Origin of the sequence: Porphyrobacter sp. YT40, assembly GCF_006542605.1 — a bacterium.
Lineage (GTDB): Bacteria > Pseudomonadota > Alphaproteobacteria > Sphingomonadales > Sphingomonadaceae > Erythrobacter.
The window spans coordinates 2,628,769-2,643,996 of the sequence record NZ_CP041222.1; the positions used below are offsets into that span (position 1 = coordinate 2,628,769).

At 64.8% G+C, this 15,228-nt stretch carries 16 protein-coding genes; 10 read left to right on the top strand and 6 right to left on the bottom strand.

The annotated features are described in order from the left end of the window. Nucleotides 1-14 precede the first annotated feature (14 nt). Nucleotides 15-503 (top strand): GNAT family N-acetyltransferase, encoded by a 489-nt coding sequence (locus E2E27_RS12295; RefSeq protein WP_141461860.1) that lies wholly within the window; start codon nucleotides 15-17, stop codon nucleotides 501-503. A gap of 9 nt (nucleotides 504-512) precedes the next feature. Here the strand turns inward: E2E27_RS12295 and E2E27_RS12300 are convergent, their stop codons facing one another. The 3 genes from E2E27_RS12300 to carB form a co-directional block, all read right to left on the bottom strand. After that, nucleotides 513-800: a hypothetical protein gene (locus E2E27_RS12300; RefSeq protein WP_141459542.1), complete on the bottom strand. Its 288-nt coding sequence runs from the start codon at nucleotides 798-800 to the stop codon at nucleotides 513-515. Between the two features lie 15 nt (nucleotides 801-815). Further along, nucleotides 816-1,292: a transcription elongation factor GreA gene (greA, locus tag E2E27_RS12305; RefSeq protein ID WP_141459544.1), complete on the bottom strand. Its 477-nt coding sequence runs from the start codon at nucleotides 1,290-1,292 to the stop codon at nucleotides 816-818. Nucleotides 1,293-1,408: 116 nt separating this feature from the next. After that, on the bottom strand, nucleotides 1,409-4,735 hold the full coding sequence (carB, locus tag E2E27_RS12310; RefSeq protein WP_141459546.1) for a carbamoyl-phosphate synthase large subunit: 3,327 nt from the start codon (nucleotides 4,733-4,735) through the stop codon (nucleotides 1,409-1,411). 66 nt (nucleotides 4,736-4,801) lie between these two features. Here carB and E2E27_RS12315 point away from each other — a divergent pair, with 66 nt between their 5' ends. Further along, nucleotides 4,802-5,158, top strand: coding sequence for an endonuclease domain-containing protein (locus tag E2E27_RS12315; RefSeq protein ID WP_141459548.1), 357 nt, complete (start codon nucleotides 4,802-4,804; stop codon nucleotides 5,156-5,158). A gap of 149 nt (nucleotides 5,159-5,307) precedes the next feature. On the opposite strand, the gene E2E27_RS12320 is transcribed toward E2E27_RS12315, so the two are convergent. Both E2E27_RS12320 and carA read right to left on the bottom strand, forming a co-directional pair. Then, nucleotides 5,308-5,595 (bottom strand): hypothetical protein, encoded by a 288-nt coding sequence (locus E2E27_RS12320; RefSeq protein WP_141459550.1) that lies wholly within the window; start codon nucleotides 5,593-5,595, stop codon nucleotides 5,308-5,310. A 17-nt stretch (nucleotides 5,596-5,612) separates the two neighbouring features. Then, nucleotides 5,613-6,794, bottom strand: a complete 1,182-nt coding sequence (gene carA / locus E2E27_RS12325; RefSeq protein WP_141459552.1) for a glutamine-hydrolyzing carbamoyl-phosphate synthase small subunit — start codon at nucleotides 6,792-6,794, stop codon at nucleotides 5,613-5,615. Nucleotides 6,795-6,940: 146 nt separating this feature from the next. Between carA and E2E27_RS12330 the strand changes: the two genes are divergently transcribed. The 3 genes from E2E27_RS12330 (at nucleotide 6,941) to rpoD (ending at nucleotide 11,563) form a co-directional block, all read left to right on the top strand. Further along, a complete protein-coding gene (locus E2E27_RS12330) occupies nucleotides 6,941-7,396 on the top strand; it encodes a GatB/YqeY domain-containing protein (protein ID WP_141459554.1) in 456 nt (151 codons plus the stop codon). Between the two features lie 170 nt (nucleotides 7,397-7,566). Beyond that, nucleotides 7,567-9,453, top strand: a complete 1,887-nt coding sequence (dnaG, locus tag E2E27_RS12335) for a DNA primase (RefSeq protein ID WP_141459556.1) — start codon at nucleotides 7,567-7,569, stop codon at nucleotides 9,451-9,453. 79 nt (nucleotides 9,454-9,532) lie between these two features. Next, complete coding sequence (gene rpoD, locus E2E27_RS12340) at nucleotides 9,533-11,563, top strand: RNA polymerase sigma factor RpoD (RefSeq protein ID WP_141459558.1); 2,031 nt, start codon at nucleotides 9,533-9,535, stop codon at nucleotides 11,561-11,563. A gap of 46 nt (nucleotides 11,564-11,609) precedes the next feature. On the opposite strand, the gene E2E27_RS12345 is transcribed toward rpoD, so the two are convergent. Next, entirely contained in the window at nucleotides 11,610-11,792 is a 183-nt protein-coding gene (locus E2E27_RS12345) for a DUF3008 family protein (protein WP_141459560.1), read from the bottom strand. Nucleotides 11,793-11,929: 137 nt separating this feature from the next. On the opposite strand from E2E27_RS12345, the gene rpiB reads away from it, so the two are divergent. Genes rpiB through E2E27_RS12370 form a run of 5 tightly spaced genes read left to right on the top strand, consistent with a single transcriptional unit; the run spans nucleotide 11,930 to nucleotide 15,173 of the window. Beyond that, entirely contained in the window at nucleotides 11,930-12,409 is a 480-nt protein-coding gene (gene rpiB / locus E2E27_RS12350; protein WP_141459562.1) for a ribose 5-phosphate isomerase B, read from the top strand. Then, nucleotides 12,406-13,725 carry a serine hydroxymethyltransferase gene (glyA, locus tag E2E27_RS12355; RefSeq protein ID WP_286172679.1) on the top strand — a complete coding sequence of 440 codons (1,320 nt, stop codon included), beginning with the start codon at nucleotides 12,406-12,408 and terminating at the stop codon, nucleotides 13,723-13,725. Before rpiB ends, glyA begins: the two co-directional genes overlap by 4 nt. Nucleotides 13,726-13,737: 12 nt before the next feature. Then, nucleotides 13,738-13,950 (top strand): hypothetical protein, encoded by a 213-nt coding sequence (locus E2E27_RS12360; RefSeq protein WP_141459566.1) that lies wholly within the window; start codon nucleotides 13,738-13,740, stop codon nucleotides 13,948-13,950. Between the two features lie 8 nt (nucleotides 13,951-13,958). After that, on the top strand, nucleotides 13,959-14,420 hold the full coding sequence (gene nrdR / locus E2E27_RS12365) for a transcriptional regulator NrdR (protein WP_141459568.1): 462 nt from the start codon (nucleotides 13,959-13,961) through the stop codon (nucleotides 14,418-14,420). 6 nt (nucleotides 14,421-14,426) lie between these two features. Next, on the top strand, nucleotides 14,427-15,173 hold the full coding sequence (locus E2E27_RS12370; RefSeq protein WP_141459570.1) for an RNA methyltransferase: 747 nt from the start codon (nucleotides 14,427-14,429) through the stop codon (nucleotides 15,171-15,173). Nucleotides 15,174-15,228 lie beyond the last annotated feature (55 nt).

A 15,228-nucleotide genomic window follows, 5' to 3' on the forward strand; every position in this document is an offset into this window, starting at 1 on the left:
TGGGGGCGGGCGACATGGACGTGACCATCCGCCCGTTCCGCGAAAACGATGCCGAGGCGTTGGCTGCGCTGACCGAAGCGTCGATCCGCGACATTGGCTCACGCGCCTACACCCCTGAACAGATCGCGGCCTGGGTCGCGCCTCACCCTGTGCCCGAACGGTTCAGATCGCGGGCACGGGCGGGATCGGAATACTTCCTTGCCGTTGACGCGGCTGACCGCCCGCTCGCCTTTGCCCTGCTCGAACCGGACGGGCATCTGGACATGCTCTATTGTCACCCCGACCATGCCGGGCGCGGACTGGCCTTGCAGGTATTAGCCGCAGCGGAACGCCATGCCCGTGCCGCCCGATTAACGCGCCTTTATACCGAAGCCAGCGAACTCGCCCGGCCCGTTTTTGCGAAGGCCGGTTACGTCCTGCTGCGCCGGCGCGACTTCACCATCGGGCCGAAAGACGCTCCGGTTCCGATCCACAATTACGCGATGGAAAAGCGGCTCGACTGAGGCGCGCCCTCAGCGCAGCGCCGCGACCGCAGCGGCCACGCCCACGGCGAGCAGCGCGACAATCGCCTTCGTCCGGCGGTCCGAACGGCGGCCCTGCCAGCGCTCCTCGTCGAGCCAATAACGCCCGTGCCCGTCGGTGCGCAGCACGTCGGCACCTTTCAGGCGTTCGAAAGCACGCCGGCGGCTTGGGCGCGTAGGGGCATAGGGGATAGCATCGGCCATGCTGACCGCACCCGCCGCGAGGAAATCCGCGGCGACCTTGCGCTCGGCCAGAGGTCGGACAGGCGGGAGCGCCATGCCCTTACCGCGGCCTCAAATGAACTCGATCTTGTCGACGAGGTAGAACTTCTCGCCCGAAGGCACGGTCACCTCGATCTCGTCACCCACCTGCTTGCCGATCAGCGCGCGCGCGAGCGGCGAGGAGTAGGAGATGCGGCCCTTGTTCGCATCCGCCTCGGTCTGGCCGACGATCTGGTAGCGCACCGGTTTGTCGTCCTCGTCGAGCAGGGTGACGGTCGCGCCGAAGATGATCTTGTCGCCCGACAGCGTGGTGGGATCGATGATCTGCGCGCGGCTGACCATGCTCTCGATCTCGCCGATCATGGCTTCGACCTGGCCCTGACGCTCCTTGGCGGCGTGGTATTCGGCGTTTTCCGAAAGATCGCCGTGCGCGCGCGCCTCCTCGATCGCCTCGACGATCTTCGGGCGTTCCTCGCGCAGCACCTTGAGGTCGGCGGTCAGCCGCTCGTAACCCTCGGCCAGCATCGGGACCTTTTCCATCGTCGCCATTATCCGTGTCTTTCTGTCTGTTGCCCCCGCCACTCCCCCGAACCGGGAAAGAAAGCCCGCTGCGCCGTAAAATCCTTGCGGCGCCGGAGACTTTCGAACTGTGGGGGAAGTGTCAGTCAGTTTCCATAATAGTCCTGCAGGCTGCGGACTTCAAGCGACTCGGGCCGAATCGCCGAAATCGCCATCGCGGCGGCCAGCGAACCGGCGGCGGTGGTGTAGTAGGGAACCTTCCCCGCCAAGGCCGCCTGACGGATCGATTTGCTGTCCAGCAGCGATTGCCAGCCTTCGGTGGTGTTGAAGATCAGCGCGATTTCGCCGTCGATGATCTTGTCGACGATATGCGGCTGGCCCTCGGCCACCTTGTTGACATGCTCGACCGCGAGCCCGCGTTCGGCAAGGTAGCTCTGCGTGCCGCCGGTGGCGATCACGCGGAAACCGTGGTCAATCAGGCGCTTGACCGCCGGAACGATAGTCGCCTTGTCGGTGTTCTTGACGCTGACGAAGACCGTCCCCGACTGCGGGGGCACCATGCCTGCGCCCAGCTGCGACTTGAGGAAGGCGGCTTCGAAGGTGGCGTCGATCCCCATCACTTCGCCGGTCGACTTCATTTCGGGACTCAGCACCGGGTCCGCGCCGGGGAAGCGCGCGAAGGGGAAGACCGCTTCCTTGACCGCCATGTAGGGCAGATCGCGCTTGAACGGCGGGAAATCGGCGAGCTTCTCACCCGCCATCACCCGCGCGGCGATCTTGGCCACGGGTTGCCCGATCGCCTTGGCGACGAATGGCACGGTGCGACTGGCGCGCGGGTTGACCTCGATGAGATAAACCTCGCCATCCTTCACCGCGAACTGGATATTCATCAGGCCGACGACGCTGAGCGCGTGCGCCAGCGCCTCGGCCTGCCGTTCCATCTCGGCGATCACCTCTGCGGGGAGCGAATAGGGCGGCAGGGTGCAGGCCGAATCGCCCGAGTGCACCCCGGCCTCCTCGATATGCTGCATCACGCCCGCGACCCGCACCTCGGTGCCATCGCACAGCGCATCGACATCGCATTCGATCGCATCGCGCAGGTATTGGTCGATCAGCACCGGGCTGTCGCCCGACACGTTGACCGCGGTGGCGATGTAATTGTCGAGCTGCGCTTCGCTGTCGACGATCTCCATCGCCCGGCCACCAAGCACGTAGGACGGGCGCAGCAGCACGGGATAGCCGATGCGCGCGGCCACCGCGGCGGCCTCGTCACGGCTGCGGGCGATGCCGTTGTCGGGCTGCTTCAGCTTCAGCTTGCTCACCAGCTTGGCAAACCGCTCGCGGTCTTCGGCGAGGTCGATCGCGTCGGGAGACGTGCCGAGGATCGGGATGCCCGCATCCTCCAGCGCCTGCGCCAGCTTCAGCGGAGTCTGTCCGCCGAATTGCACGATCACGCCCACCAGCTCGCCGCTCTGCTGTTCCACCCGCAGGATTTCCAGCACATCCTCATCGGTCAGCGGCTCGAAATAGAGGCGGTCGGAGGTGTCGTAATCGGTCGAGACCGTCTCCGGGTTGCAGTTGACCATGATCGTCTCGAAGCCCTGTTCCGCGAGGGCGAAACAGGCGTGGACGCAGCAATAATCGAACTCGATCCCCTGCCCGATCCGGTTTGGTCCGCCGCCGAGGATGACGATCTTGCGCCGGTCGCTGGGCATGGCCTCGCACTCGGGCTCGCCGAAGGTCGGGGCCTCGTAGGTCGAATACATGTAGGGCGTGATCGCCTCGAACTCGGCGGCGCAGCTGTCGATGCGCTTGAACACCGGCAGCACGCCGAGCTTGTGGCGCAGGGCGCGCACTTCACTGGCGCTGGTGGCCCCGGCCATCGCCACGAGCGCATCATGGAGCAGGCCCGAACGCTTGGCTTGGGTCTCGCCCAGCCCGCCCGCCACACCGACCGAACGCACCGCCAGCGTCGCGAGGCGCTTGTCGGAGAAGCCCATCGCCTTCAGGCGGCGCAATCCGGCGGCATCGCGCGGGAGGCCGTCCTTCTGCACCTCGGCCTCCGCGGCGATGATCGCTTCGATCTGGCGCAGGAACCACGGGTCGTAGAAGGTGACAGCGGCGATATCTTCGACCGACAGCCCCTCGCGGAAGGCTTGCGCGACCTTGAGCAGCCGGTCGGGTGTGCGGCGCGACAGAGCGGCGGTGATCACGTCGCGCGGCTGGCCTTCCAGCTCGACCACGCGATTGAACCCGTCGAGCCCGGTTTCGAGTCCGCGCAGCGCCTTCTGCATCGATTCCTGGAAATTGCGCCCGATCGCCATGACCTCGCCCACGCTCTTCATTGCGGTCGAAAGGTCATTGGCCGCGCCCTTGAACTTCTCGAAGGCGAAGCGCGGGATCTTGGTGACGACGTAGTCGATGGTCGGCTCGAAACTCGCAGGGGTCGCGCCGGTGATTTCGTTGGTGAGCTCGTCGAGCGTGTAGCCGACCGCCAGCTTCGCCGCGACGCGGGCGATGGGGAAGCCCGTCGCCTTCGACGCCAGCGCCGAGGAGCGCGAGACGCGCGGGTTCATCTCGATCACGATCAGCCGCCCGTCCTTGGGATTGACCGCGAACTGGACGTTGGAGCCGCCGGTCTCCACCCCGATCTCGCGCAGGCACGCGATGCTCGCGTTGCGCATGATCTGGTATTCCTTGTCGGTCAGCGTCAGCGCCGGGGCGACGGTGATGCTGTCGCCGGTGTGGACCCCCATCGGATCGACATTCTCGATCGAACAGACGATGATCGCGTTGTCCTTGCGGTCGCGCACCACCTCCATCTCGAACTCCTTCCACCCGAGGAGCGATTCCTCGATCAGGACTTCGGTGGTGGGCGAGGCGTCGAGGCCTTCGCGCACGATCTTCTCGAATTCGGCCTTGTTATAGGCAATGCCCCCGCCGGTGCCGCCGAGGGTGAAGGAGGGGCGGATGATCGAGGGCAGGCCGGTGCGTTCGAGAATGACGAAGGCTTCCTCGACCGTGTTGGCAACGCCCGAGCGCGCGGATTCGAGCCCGATCGCATCCATGGCCTCGCGGAACCGCTGGCGGTTCTCGGCCTTGTCGATGGCGTCGGCCTTGGCCCCGATCATCTCGACGCCGTATTCGGCGAGCACGCCCATCTCGTCGAGCTTGAGCGCGCAGTTCAATGCGGTCTGCCCGCCCATCGTCGGCAGCAGCGCATCGGGGCGTTCCTTGGCGATGATCTTGGCGACGATCTCGGGCGTGATCGGCTCGATATAGGTCGCATCGGCGAACTCTGGATCGGTCATGATCGTCGCCGGGTTCGAGTTGACGAGGATGACGCGGTAGCCCTCCTCCTTCAACGCCTTGATCGCCTGCGTGCCGGAGTAATCGAACTCGCACGCCTGCCCGATGATGATGGGCCCGGCGCCAATGACGAGGATCGAGGAGATGTCGGTTCTTTTGGGCATTTAGCTCAACTTCGCTACTTGTAGCCCCTTCCCTTGAGGGAAGGGGTTGGGGATGGGTGTACCACGATGGCGGAAAAGCGACTGACCAGCCTTGCGCGAAACTTGCGCAACAATGCGACCGAAGCGGAACAGCGCCTGTGGCTTCACCTCCGGGCGAGCCGGTTCGAGGGCGCGAAGTTCACCCGGCAGTTTCCCATCGGCAACTTCATCGCCGACTTCGCCTGCCGGAGCTTGCGTCTCGCCATTGAACTCGACGGCGGACAGCATTCCGAAAGCTCGACCGACGCGAACCGCACGCGCATCATCGAAGCCCACGGCTACCGCGTGATCCGTTTCTGGAATAACGAAGTGCTGGGGAACATCGACGGCGTGCTCACGGTGATCGCGCAAGAGATTGCGATTGCGCGGAATGAGCGCACTTGAGCCCCTTCCCTTGAGGGAAGGGGTTGGGGATGGGTGCTCCGCGCACGCAACGACGCCCTGCCCCCTCACCGCCGAACCCCCATCCCCAACCCTTCCCCAAGGGGAAGGGGGATTATGACTCGCCTTGAACAAAAGCGTGGTCTGCGGAGTCATGCCTGTCTCCGAATGAAAACATCTCGCCTGATCGGACCGGATTTCTCGATCAGGCAAGCAATGTCGTCCGTGCTCAGATCGCTTATGGAATAGCTGATTTCAAAGGTGTGTGACGTGGTTTCAGCTCGGAAACGACCGGCGCATGCGCCGGCCACACCAATTAGCTTGGACTGACTCTCTCCACCGATGCGGGTGCTGAGAACAAATGAACTATCGTTCGCCGACCTTGTCATCTGCAAACCGACGACGAAAGACAGCGACGCTAGCCCGGCGCCCAGAGCCATACCGAGCAGGAGACGCCTCACTCCAGCCCCCCCACAAACTTCTCGAACAGGTAGAAGCTATCCTGCGGCCCCGGCGAGGCCTCAGGGTGATACTGCACCGCGAAGGCCCGCTTGCCCTTGATGGCAATCCCGCAATTCGTCCCGTCGAACAGCGACACATGGGTCTGCTCCACCCCCTCCGGCAAGGTCGCCGCATCGACCGCAAAGCCGTGGTTCATCGAGGTGATCTCGACGAGGCCCGACGTCTCCCCCCAGCCCTCGCCCACGCGCTGGACGGGATGGTTCGCGCCGCGGTGGCCCTGATGCATCTTGATCGTCTTCGCGCCCGCGGCGAGCGCGAGCATCTGGTGGCCGAGGCAGATGCCGAACAGCGGCACATCCGCGTCGAGCAGCGCCTTGATCACCGGCACGGCATATTCGCCGGTCGCCGCCGGGTCGCCCGGGCCGTTGGAGAGGAACACGCCGTCGGGCTTCAGCGCCATCACCTCGTCGAACGAGGTCTTGGCCGGCACCACCGTCACCCGCGCGCCGGCTTTCACCAGATTGCGGAAGATGTTGTCTTTGGAGCCATAGTCGATCGCCACGACGTGCGGCTTCGCGTCAAACGGCGCGCGGCCATAGCCCTTGCCGAGCGTCCAGTAGCCGCCCTCCCAGCCTTCGTGCTTGTCGCGGGTGACGCGGATCGCGAGGTCCATGCCTTCCAGCCCGGGCCACTCCTGCGCGCGCTTCAGCAGCGCATCGAGGTCGAACTTGCCGTCAGGCGCGTGCGCGATCACCGCGTTGGGCGCACCGCTCTGGCGGATGCGGCGGGTCAGCGCGCGGGTGTCGATGCCCGCAAGCCCGATCTTTCCATTGCGCGTCATCCATTCGACGAAGCGTTCCGCCGAGCGGAAATTTGAGGGCTCGGTCACATCCTCGCGCACCACGCAGCCGACGGCGCCTTCGACGCGGCTCTCCACGTCCTCGCCATTCGCGCCGACATTGCCGATATGCGGGAAGGTGAAGGTGACGATCTGCGCGGCGTAGGAGGGATCGGTCATCACCTCCTGATAGCCGGTCATGGCGGTGTTGAAGCACACCTCACCCACGCTCGCCCCGGCCGCGCCGAAACCGCGGCCCCAGATCACCGTTCCATCGGCCAGAACGAGGACTCCCGTCGCGCCTGAAGGTTGCGCGCGAAAAGTTGCGGGGTCGGCCATGGGGCGCTCCGTTTGCAGGGTGTTGCCAGCGATGTTGCTAAGTTTCGTCCGCTAGGGCCATGCACCCCCCGCGTCAACCTAGGCGAAGCGCGATATTTGCGTTAGGGGCGCGGCCAATCTCCCCATCCACAGGAAACACCGGAAAAATGATCCGAGACGATATCAAGGCCGCCACCATCGCCGCGATGAAGGCGGGCGAGAAGGACCGCACCGCCGCGCTCCGCCAGATCAGCGCCAAGATCAAGGACCGCGACATCGAGGAACGCACCGCCGCCTCGCCCATCACCGACGATGATGTGCTGGTGACCAGCGTGCTCCAGAAGATGGCCAAGCAGCGCCGCGAATCGATCGAGATGTACGAAGGCGGCGGACGGCAGGAGTTGGCCGACAAGGAAAAGGCCGAACTCGCGGTGATCGAGGAATTCCTGCCGCAGATGATGGACGAGGCCGCCACCCGCGCCGCGATCGAAGCGATCAAGGCCGAGACCGGCGCGTCGGGCATGAAGGACATGGGCACCGTGATGGCCGAGCTGAAGGCGCGCCACGGCGCGGTGCTCGACGGCAAGCTCGCGAGCGGGCTGGTGAAGGCGGCGCTTTCGTAACTCTCACAAAATCCCGTTCGCCCTGAGCCTGTCGAACGGCCGTTTTTCCTTCCGAAGTGAAGTGCGGTGCTTCGACAAGCTCAGCACGAACGGGCCTGTTTCCACACGGGGTGCACAACCGCGTTCCTTAGCGCCTCGACACGCGCCCGCATGAGGGGCACTAACTCTGCATGGCCATCACCCCGCAATGGAACGACGAGTTGCGTGCGCGGATCACGCTCTCGACGCTCGTCCAGCGCTCGGTGAAGCTCACCCGTGCGGGGCGGGAGTGGAAGGGTTGCTGCCCGTTCCACGAGGAGAAGACCCCGAGCTTCTACGTCAACGACCAGAAGCAGTTCTACCACTGCTTCGGCTGCGGTGCGCATGGCGATGCGATCGGCTGGATGGTCGATCATGCCGGGCTGCAATTCATGGACGCGGTCAAGGAGTTGGCGGCGATGGCCGGGATGGAAGTCCCCGCCCCCGACCCGCAGATGGCCAAACGCGCCGAGCAGCGCGCCAGTCTGATCGATGTCACCGAGGCCGCGCAGAAATTCTTTGTCGAGAGCCTTGCCGGAGCGAGCGGCAAGGCGGCGCGCGAATATCTCGAACGGCGCGGGTTTTCGCCCGCCATTTGCCGCGAATTCGGCTTCGGCTGGGCCCCCGAGGATCGGCAAGCGCTTCCGAAGGCCCTCGCAAAGTTCGGCGAGGATATGCTCGAGGGCGCCGGGATGCGCGCCGCCAACGAACAGGGCGAACGCTACGACCGCTTTCGTGGCCGTGTGATGCTGCCCATTCAGGACGCACGCGGGCGGGTGATCGCTTTCGGCGGGCGGATTCTCGACAAGCGGGATGGCGTCGCCAAATATCTGAACTCCCCCGACACCGAACTCTTCGACAAGGGCCGCACGCTCTACAACCTGCACCGCGCCGCCCCCGCCGCGCGCCAGTCGGGCCGGGTGGTGGTGGTCGAGGGCTACATGGACGTGATCGCACTCGCCAATGCGGGGATTGCCGATGCGGTCGCGCCGCTGGGAACGGCGCTCACCGAGATGCAGCTCGAACTGCTGTGGCGGATGGTCGAGGTGCCGGTGCTGTGCTTTGATGGCGATGCGGCGGGGCAACGCGCGGCGATGCGCGCCATTGCCCGCGCGTTGCCGCTGCTCGCCCCGATGCGCTCGCTCAGCATCGTGCGTCTGCCCGCCGGGCTCGACCCTGACGATCTCATCAAGGCGCAAGGGCGTCAGGCGATCGAAAAGCTGCTCGCCAGCCCCGCCCCGTTGATCGACACGCTGTGGGAATTCGAGCGCGACGCCCAGCCCCTTGCCACGCCCGAGGCCAAGGCGGGATTGAAGGCGCGGCTCATGGCCCATGTCGAGACCATTGTCGATCCCGAGATAAAGAGCCTCTACCGCCGCGAATTGTCCGAGCGCTTTTCGGCCTTCGCCTACCCGCCGCTCGCTCCCCGTGCTCCGGGCCGCCCCGCATTCCAGCCCGGCCAGCGTGGTGGCTGGCGGCCCGGCCCCGCTCTGCCGCAAGGCCTCAGCGCCGGCGCGCGCGAGCAGTTGACGGGGATGATGGCAGGAGGCCAGCGGCAGAGCCTGCTGGCGGCGGTTCTCGCCGGGCTGGCGCGGTTTCCGCAAGAGATCGCGCGCCATGCCGAGGCGCTTTCCACCCTCGCCCGGCATGACCCTTCTGCCGCGCCGGGAATCGAATCGTTGTTCGAACTTGCAGAAACGCTTGATTCGCGCGGGCCTGTCGCCATATGCAACGCGGGAAGCCAACCTGCCCCGCCGGCAGATATCCGCTACGCCTTCCTCAATGAAGGCAACGATCCCGGCGCTGCGTGCGAGGAACTGGCTGAAGCTGTGTCGCTGCTGGTCGAAAGACCGGCGCTTGAGGCTGCGCTTGCGGCCACGATCGCGCGTTTCGACAGCGATCCGGAAGGATCGTTTGCCGAACAGACCCGCCTGCGCGCACAGCTCCTGGCAGTCGAAGAGCGTCTGAAGGCTTTCGGTCGTCGCAAGGCGGCACCGCCGGAAGCCCTCGATGCCGGCACGAGTGATGATGCCGCCTGACGGGCGGGAATGGGATTAACGGGTGGCAGGCGCACCGCTTCGGGCCTGATGCACCCCAGAACGGAAAATGTGACGATTTATGGCCGAGAAGGAAGACGCCCCGCTGATCGATCTCAACGAGGCTTCGATCAAGAAACTGATCAGCAAGGCGAAAAAGCGCGGCTACGTCACCTATGACGAGCTCAATGAAGCGCTGCCCTCGGGCGAGATGAGCCCCGATCAGATCGAGGACATCCAGACCGCTCTGTCTGAAATGGGCGTGCAGATCGTCGAAAGCGACGAGGACGCCGAAGCCGAGGCCGAAGGGGACGAGGCCGAAGAAATCGTCGCAGCCGACGACGACGACGATGATGACGACGATGCCGAGCGCAAGGGCCCGGCCAAGGACGCGCGCGCCGGTAACAAGAAACTCGCCACGGGTGAGCGCACCGATGATCCGGTGCGCATGTATCTGCGCGAGATGGGCGCGGTCGAGCTGCTCAGCCGCGAAGGCGAAATCGCCATCGCCAAGCGCATCGAGGCCGGGCGCGACATGATGATCATGGGCCTGTGCGAAAGCCCGATCACCTTCCACGCGATCATCCAGTGGTCCGAAGCCCTCAACAACGGCGACATGCAGCTGCGCGAGATCCTCGATCTCGACGCCATGCTCTCCAAGGAGCCCCCGGCCGAGAAGATGGCCGACGGCGCCGAGGATGATGACGACGACGAAATCTCCGAAGCCACCGCCGGTCCGACCATCCGCGAGGATGACGAGGTGGAGGACGAGCCCGAAGCCGACAGCGACGATGACGAGGACGGCGAGGGCCGCCCCAAGCGCGAAGAGGAAGAGGAGGAGGACAACACCCTCTCTCTCGCCCAGATGGAAGCCGCGCTGAAGCCCGAGGCGCTCGAGCGTTTCGCGCGCATCACCACGCTGTTCAACGCCTTCGAGAAGCTCCAGGCCGAGCGCGTCGATACGCTCGCGGCGGGCAACGCCTTTCCGCCCGCCAAGGAAGCCAAGTACGAGCAGCTTCGCGAAGACCTCACCGCCGAGGTCGAAAGCGTGCAGTTCCATGCGACCAAGATCGAATTTCTGGTCGACAATCTCTACGCCTTCAACCGCCGGCTGACCACGCTGGGCGGGCAGATGCTGCGTTTGGCCGAGCGTCACAAGGTCAAGCGTGTCGACTTCCTCAACGCCTATGTCGGCAACGAGATGGACGACGCCTGGATCAAGGAACGCGCCAAGAAAGACAAGAAGTGGGCGGCCTTCGCGGAGCGCGAGGAAGACGCGATCGAGCGCATCCGCTCCGAAATCGCCGACATCGCCGCACAGACCGGCATGAGCCTCCCCGAGTTCCGGCGCATCGTCAACATGGTGCAGAAGGGCGAGCGCGAGGCACGCATCGCCAAGAAGGAAATGGTCGAGGCGAACTTGCGGCTGGTGATCTCGATTGCCAAAAAGTATACGAACCGTGGCCTGCAATTCCTTGATCTTATTCAGGAAGGCAACATCGGGTTGATGAAGGCGGTCGACAAGTTCGAATACCGTCGCGGCTACAAGTTCAGCACCTATGCGACGTGGTGGATCCGGCAGGCGATCACCCGCTCGATCGCCGATCAGGCGCGCACTATCCGCATTCCCGTCCACATGATCGAGACGATCAACAAGCTGGTGCGCACCTCACGCCAGTTCCTGCACGAAGAAGGCCGCGAGCCCACCCCGGAGGAAATGGCGCAGCGCCTCTCCATGCCCTTGGAGAAGGTGCGCAAGGTGATGAAGATCGCCAAGGAGCCGATCTCCCTCGAAACCCCGATCGGGGACGAGGAAGACAGCCACCTGGGCGATTTCATCGAGGACAAGAACGCGATCATCCCCGTGGATGCCGCAATTCAGGCGAACCTCAAGGAAACCGTAACCCGCGTGCTCGCCAGCCTCACCCCGCGCGAGGAACGCGTGCTGCGGATGCGCTTCGGGATCGGGATGAACACCGATCACACGCTGGAAGAAGTCGGCCAGCAGTTTTCGGTGACCCGCGAACGTATCCGCCAGATCGAGGCCAAGGCGCTACGGAAGCTGAAGCACCCCTCGCGCAGCCGCAAGATGCGGTCGTTTCTGGATCAGTAAACTCCGAAATGCCTCGCTTCGGCGGGGTTTTTCATGCGCGGCGCGTTCAGCCTTTCTTGTCCGGCAAAGACTCGCGCTTGGTCGACGCCATTTCCTCCAGCTCATCCTCGCTCATCGAATCGACCATCTCCTTCGATGCACCCTTGAGGTCTTTTTTCGGCGTCTCGCCACGCTTTGCGGACAGGGCGGCACCCGCGGCTTTCTGCTGCGCTTTCGACTTGGCTTTCATTCTGCTGTCTCCTGATTGTCGGCAAATTCCGTCTTCACCCCTTAAGGCGCGGACCTGACCTTTTGTTGCCAAACCGCTGGTCGAAAAGCCGCGGGCAAGGGGTGGAGAATCCCCGCCCATGCGCTTATAGCGCACCCATGCGCATCGCCATCGCCTCCGATCACGCAGCCGTAGAGCTGAAGTCCGAACTTGCCGAATGGCTGGTGGAAGACGGTCACGAGGTCGCCGACCTCGGGCCGGAACCTGGGCAGAGCGTCGATTATCCCGATTACGGCTACCGCTTGGCCGAAATCGTCGCCGAAGGCACGGTGGAATTCGGCATCGCGTTGTGCGGATCGGGTATCGGCATTTCGATCAGCGTCAACCGCCACCCGCAGGTGCGTTGCGCTCTGGTCAGCGAGCCGTTCTCCGCCGCCCTCGCCCGCGAACATAATGACGCCAATTGCATCGCGATGGGCGCGCGTCTCGTAGGGATCGAGATGGCGAAATCCTGCGTTGCGACCTTTCTCGACACAGAATTCGCCGATGCCGGCGATCCGGCGGGGCGCCACCAGCGCCGCGTCGGCAAGCTCGGCAAACCGCCCTTCGCCCCCGATCATATCGAGACCCATCAATGAGCACCGCGCCCCTCGACTTCGCCGCCCGCACCTCTCCGATGGATGGCTTCTGGAACGACGATCTCGCCCACGCCGATCCCGAAATCGCCGCCGCGATCGGCAAGGAACTCGCTCGTCAGCGCGACAAGATCGAGCTGATCGCGAGCGAGAACATCGCGAGCCGCGCGGTTCTGGAAGCGGCCGGGAGCGTCTTCACCAACAAGTACGCCGAGGGCTATCCGGGCAAGCGTTATTATGGCGGCTGCGACTATGCCGACGTGGTCGAAACGCTGGCAATCGAGCGCGCCAAGCAGTTGTTTGGCTGCAATTTTGCCAATGTGCAGCCCAATTCGGGCTCGCAAATGAACCAGGCGGTGTTCCTCGCGCTGCTCAATCCGGGCGACACCTTCATGGGGTTGGATCTCAATTCGGGCGGGCACCTCACCCACGGATCGCCGGTCAATATGAGCGGCAAGTGGTTCAACGTCGTGTCCTACGGGGTGAGCCGCGAGACCGAGACCATCGACATGGACGAGGTCGCCGCCAAGGCGCGCGAGAGCAAGCCGAAGATCATCATCTGCGGCGGCACCGCCTATTCGCGCACCTGGGATTTCCCAGCCTTCCGCGCCATCGCCGACGAAGTGGGCGCGGTGCTGCTGTGTGACATGAGCCACATTTCCGGCCTCGTCGCAGGCGGCGCGCACCCCTCGCCCTTCCCGCATTGCGACATCGTCACCTCGACCACCCACAAGAGCCTTCGCGGCCCCCGCTCGGGGATCATCCTGTGGAATGACGAGAAGTACACCAAGCCCTTGAACATGGCGGTTTTCCCAGGCCTCCAAGGCGGCCCGCTGATGCACATCGTCGCGGCCAAGGCGGTCGCTTTCAAGGAAGCGCTCGACCCCAGCTTCCGCGATTACGCCCACCGCATCGTCGAGAATGCCCGTGCGCTGGCGGCAAGCCTTGAGGAAAACGGACTGCGCATCGTCAGTGGCGGGACCGACAACCACTCGATGCTGGTCGACCTGACCGCCAAGGACGTGACAGGCAAGGATGCCGAGAAGGGCCTCGACCGCGCCTTTCTCACCTGCAACAAGAACGGCATCCCCTACGACACCCGCTCGCCCTTCGTGACCAGCGGCATCCGTCTGGGCACCCCCGCGGGCACCACCCGCGGCTTCGGCCCGGAGGAGTTTCGCACGATTGGCAAGCTCATCGCCGAAGTGGTTGAAGGCCTGTCGAAAAATGGGCCCGAGGGCGATGCGCAGATCCAAGAGAGCGTGCGTCAGCGGGTCGCCACGCTGTGCGCCGCCTTCCCCGTCTATCCCGGCATGTAAGGAGCTCTTCTGATGGACAAGCGCCCCACCCAGGACTGGGTCGAAGATGTGAAGACCGAGGTCAGCGGCATGGCCAAGGAGGGGCTCAACCACCCCTCGACCGCGCCGGTGCTGACCGGCGCTGCCGTGGGCGCGGTGGCCGGGGCGCTGCTCCCCATCGTGTCCTGGCCTCTGGGCCTCGCCGCCGGGGTCGGCTTCGCACTTTATCAGCGGATCAAGAAGTAAGCCTCTGAATGCGCTGCCCCTTTTGCGCTCATGACGATACCCAGGTAAAGGATAGCCGCCCGACCGAGGACAATGCCTCGATCCGGCGGCGTCGCCAGTGCTCGTCCTGCGGCGCGCGCTTCACCACCTTCGAGCGCGTGCAGTTGCGCGAGGTCGTGGTCGTCAAGTCCGGAGACAGGCGCGAACCCTTCGACCGCTCCAAGCTCGAACAGTCCATCGCGCTCGCCTCGCGCAAGCGGGGGATCGATCAGGAGCGGCTCGACCAGCTGATCAGCGGCATCCAGCGCCAGGTCGAAACCTCGGGCGAGGCCGAGGTGCCATCCGCCCATATCGGCGAGTTGGTGATGGAAGGGCTGCGGCAGATCGACTCGGTCGCTTATATCCGCTTCGCCAGCGTCTACCGCGATTTCTCCGAAGCGCGCGACTTCGAGGAATTTGCAAGCACCGTCCAGCAAGCGGCCAAGGATTAAGAACAAATGGCCGAACTCAACAAGCCAGTGATCGTGCTCGTGCGCCCGCAATTGGGCGAGAATATCGGCAAGGCGGCGCGCGCGATGCTCAATTTCGGGCTGACCGAGATGCGGCTGGTGAGCCCCCGCGACGGGTGGCCCAACCCCTCGGCCGGGCCGGCGGCGGCGGGGGCCGACATCGTGCTTGAACAGGCGCAGGTCTTTGCCACCACCGCCGAAGCCGTCGCCGATTGCGCCCATGTTCACGCCACCACCGTCAGGAAGCGCGGCGTCACCAAGCCGGTGATCGGCGCGGACGAGGCGGGGCGGCTGGTCCATAGCGAAGCGGGTCGTCACGCGATCATCTTCGGGCCGGAGCGGTCGGGGCTTGAAACCGAGGACGTCGCTCTGGCCCGCAACATCCTGACGATCCCGATCAATCCCGAATTCGGGTCGCTGAACCTGGCGCAGGCGGTGATTCTGGTTGCCTATGAATGGGCGCGAATCGGGCGCGAGCTGGGTGCGGCAGGTGATACGCTGGTGCAGCCCACCGCCGAGGACGCCCTGCCCCCGGCCCCGCAGGACGAGCTCGAAGCGATGATCGCCCATTTCGAGAAGCTGCTGGCCCCGCGCGACTATTTCTTTCCCCACGCCCGCGCCGAGGCGAGCCGCCGGACCCTGCGCACCCTGCTGACCAAGCCGGGCTGGAACCATCTCGAAGTGCGCACCCTGCGCGGCATCCTCAGCACGCTGGAGCGCCCGATACGCGACTGAAGTTGTTCGTCGATTGGGGTTGGACAGGGGCAAATGGCGGGTTAGCACTATCCGC

Bases quoted from the DNA above. Each gene is read 5' to 3' on its own strand.
- E2E27_RS12295 (WP_141461860.1), top strand. From the start codon at position 15: ATGGACGTGACCATCCGCCCGTTCCGCGAAAACGATGCCGAGGCGTTG.
- E2E27_RS12300 (WP_141459542.1), bottom strand. From the start codon at position 800: ATGGCGCTCCCGCCTGTCCGACCTCTGGCCGAGCGCAAGGTCGCCGCG.
- greA (WP_141459544.1), bottom strand. From the start codon at position 1,292: ATGGCGACGATGGAAAAGGTCCCGATGCTGGCCGAGGGTTACGAGCGG.
- carB (WP_141459546.1), bottom strand. From the start codon at position 4,735: ATGCCCAAAAGAACCGACATCTCCTCGATCCTCGTCATTGGCGCCGGG.
- E2E27_RS12315 (WP_141459548.1), top strand. From the start codon at position 4,802: ATGGCGGAAAAGCGACTGACCAGCCTTGCGCGAAACTTGCGCAACAAT.
- E2E27_RS12320 (WP_141459550.1), bottom strand. From the start codon at position 5,595: ATGGCTCTGGGCGCCGGGCTAGCGTCGCTGTCTTTCGTCGTCGGTTTG.
- carA (WP_141459552.1), bottom strand. From the start codon at position 6,794: ATGGCCGACCCCGCAACTTTTCGCGCGCAACCTTCAGGCGCGACGGGA.
- E2E27_RS12330 (WP_141459554.1), top strand. From the start codon at position 6,941: ATGATCCGAGACGATATCAAGGCCGCCACCATCGCCGCGATGAAGGCG.
- dnaG (WP_141459556.1), top strand. From the start codon at position 7,567: ATGGCCATCACCCCGCAATGGAACGACGAGTTGCGTGCGCGGATCACG.
- rpoD (WP_141459558.1), top strand. From the start codon at position 9,533: ATGGCCGAGAAGGAAGACGCCCCGCTGATCGATCTCAACGAGGCTTCG.
- E2E27_RS12345 (WP_141459560.1), bottom strand. From the start codon at position 11,792: ATGAAAGCCAAGTCGAAAGCGCAGCAGAAAGCCGCGGGTGCCGCCCTG.
- rpiB (WP_141459562.1), top strand. From the start codon at position 11,930: ATGCGCATCGCCATCGCCTCCGATCACGCAGCCGTAGAGCTGAAGTCC.
- glyA (WP_286172679.1), top strand. From the start codon at position 12,406: ATGAGCACCGCGCCCCTCGACTTCGCCGCCCGCACCTCTCCGATGGAT.
- E2E27_RS12360 (WP_141459566.1), top strand. From the start codon at position 13,738: ATGGACAAGCGCCCCACCCAGGACTGGGTCGAAGATGTGAAGACCGAG.
- nrdR (WP_141459568.1), top strand. From the start codon at position 13,959: ATGCGCTGCCCCTTTTGCGCTCATGACGATACCCAGGTAAAGGATAGC.
- E2E27_RS12370 (WP_141459570.1), top strand. From the start codon at position 14,427: ATGGCCGAACTCAACAAGCCAGTGATCGTGCTCGTGCGCCCGCAATTG.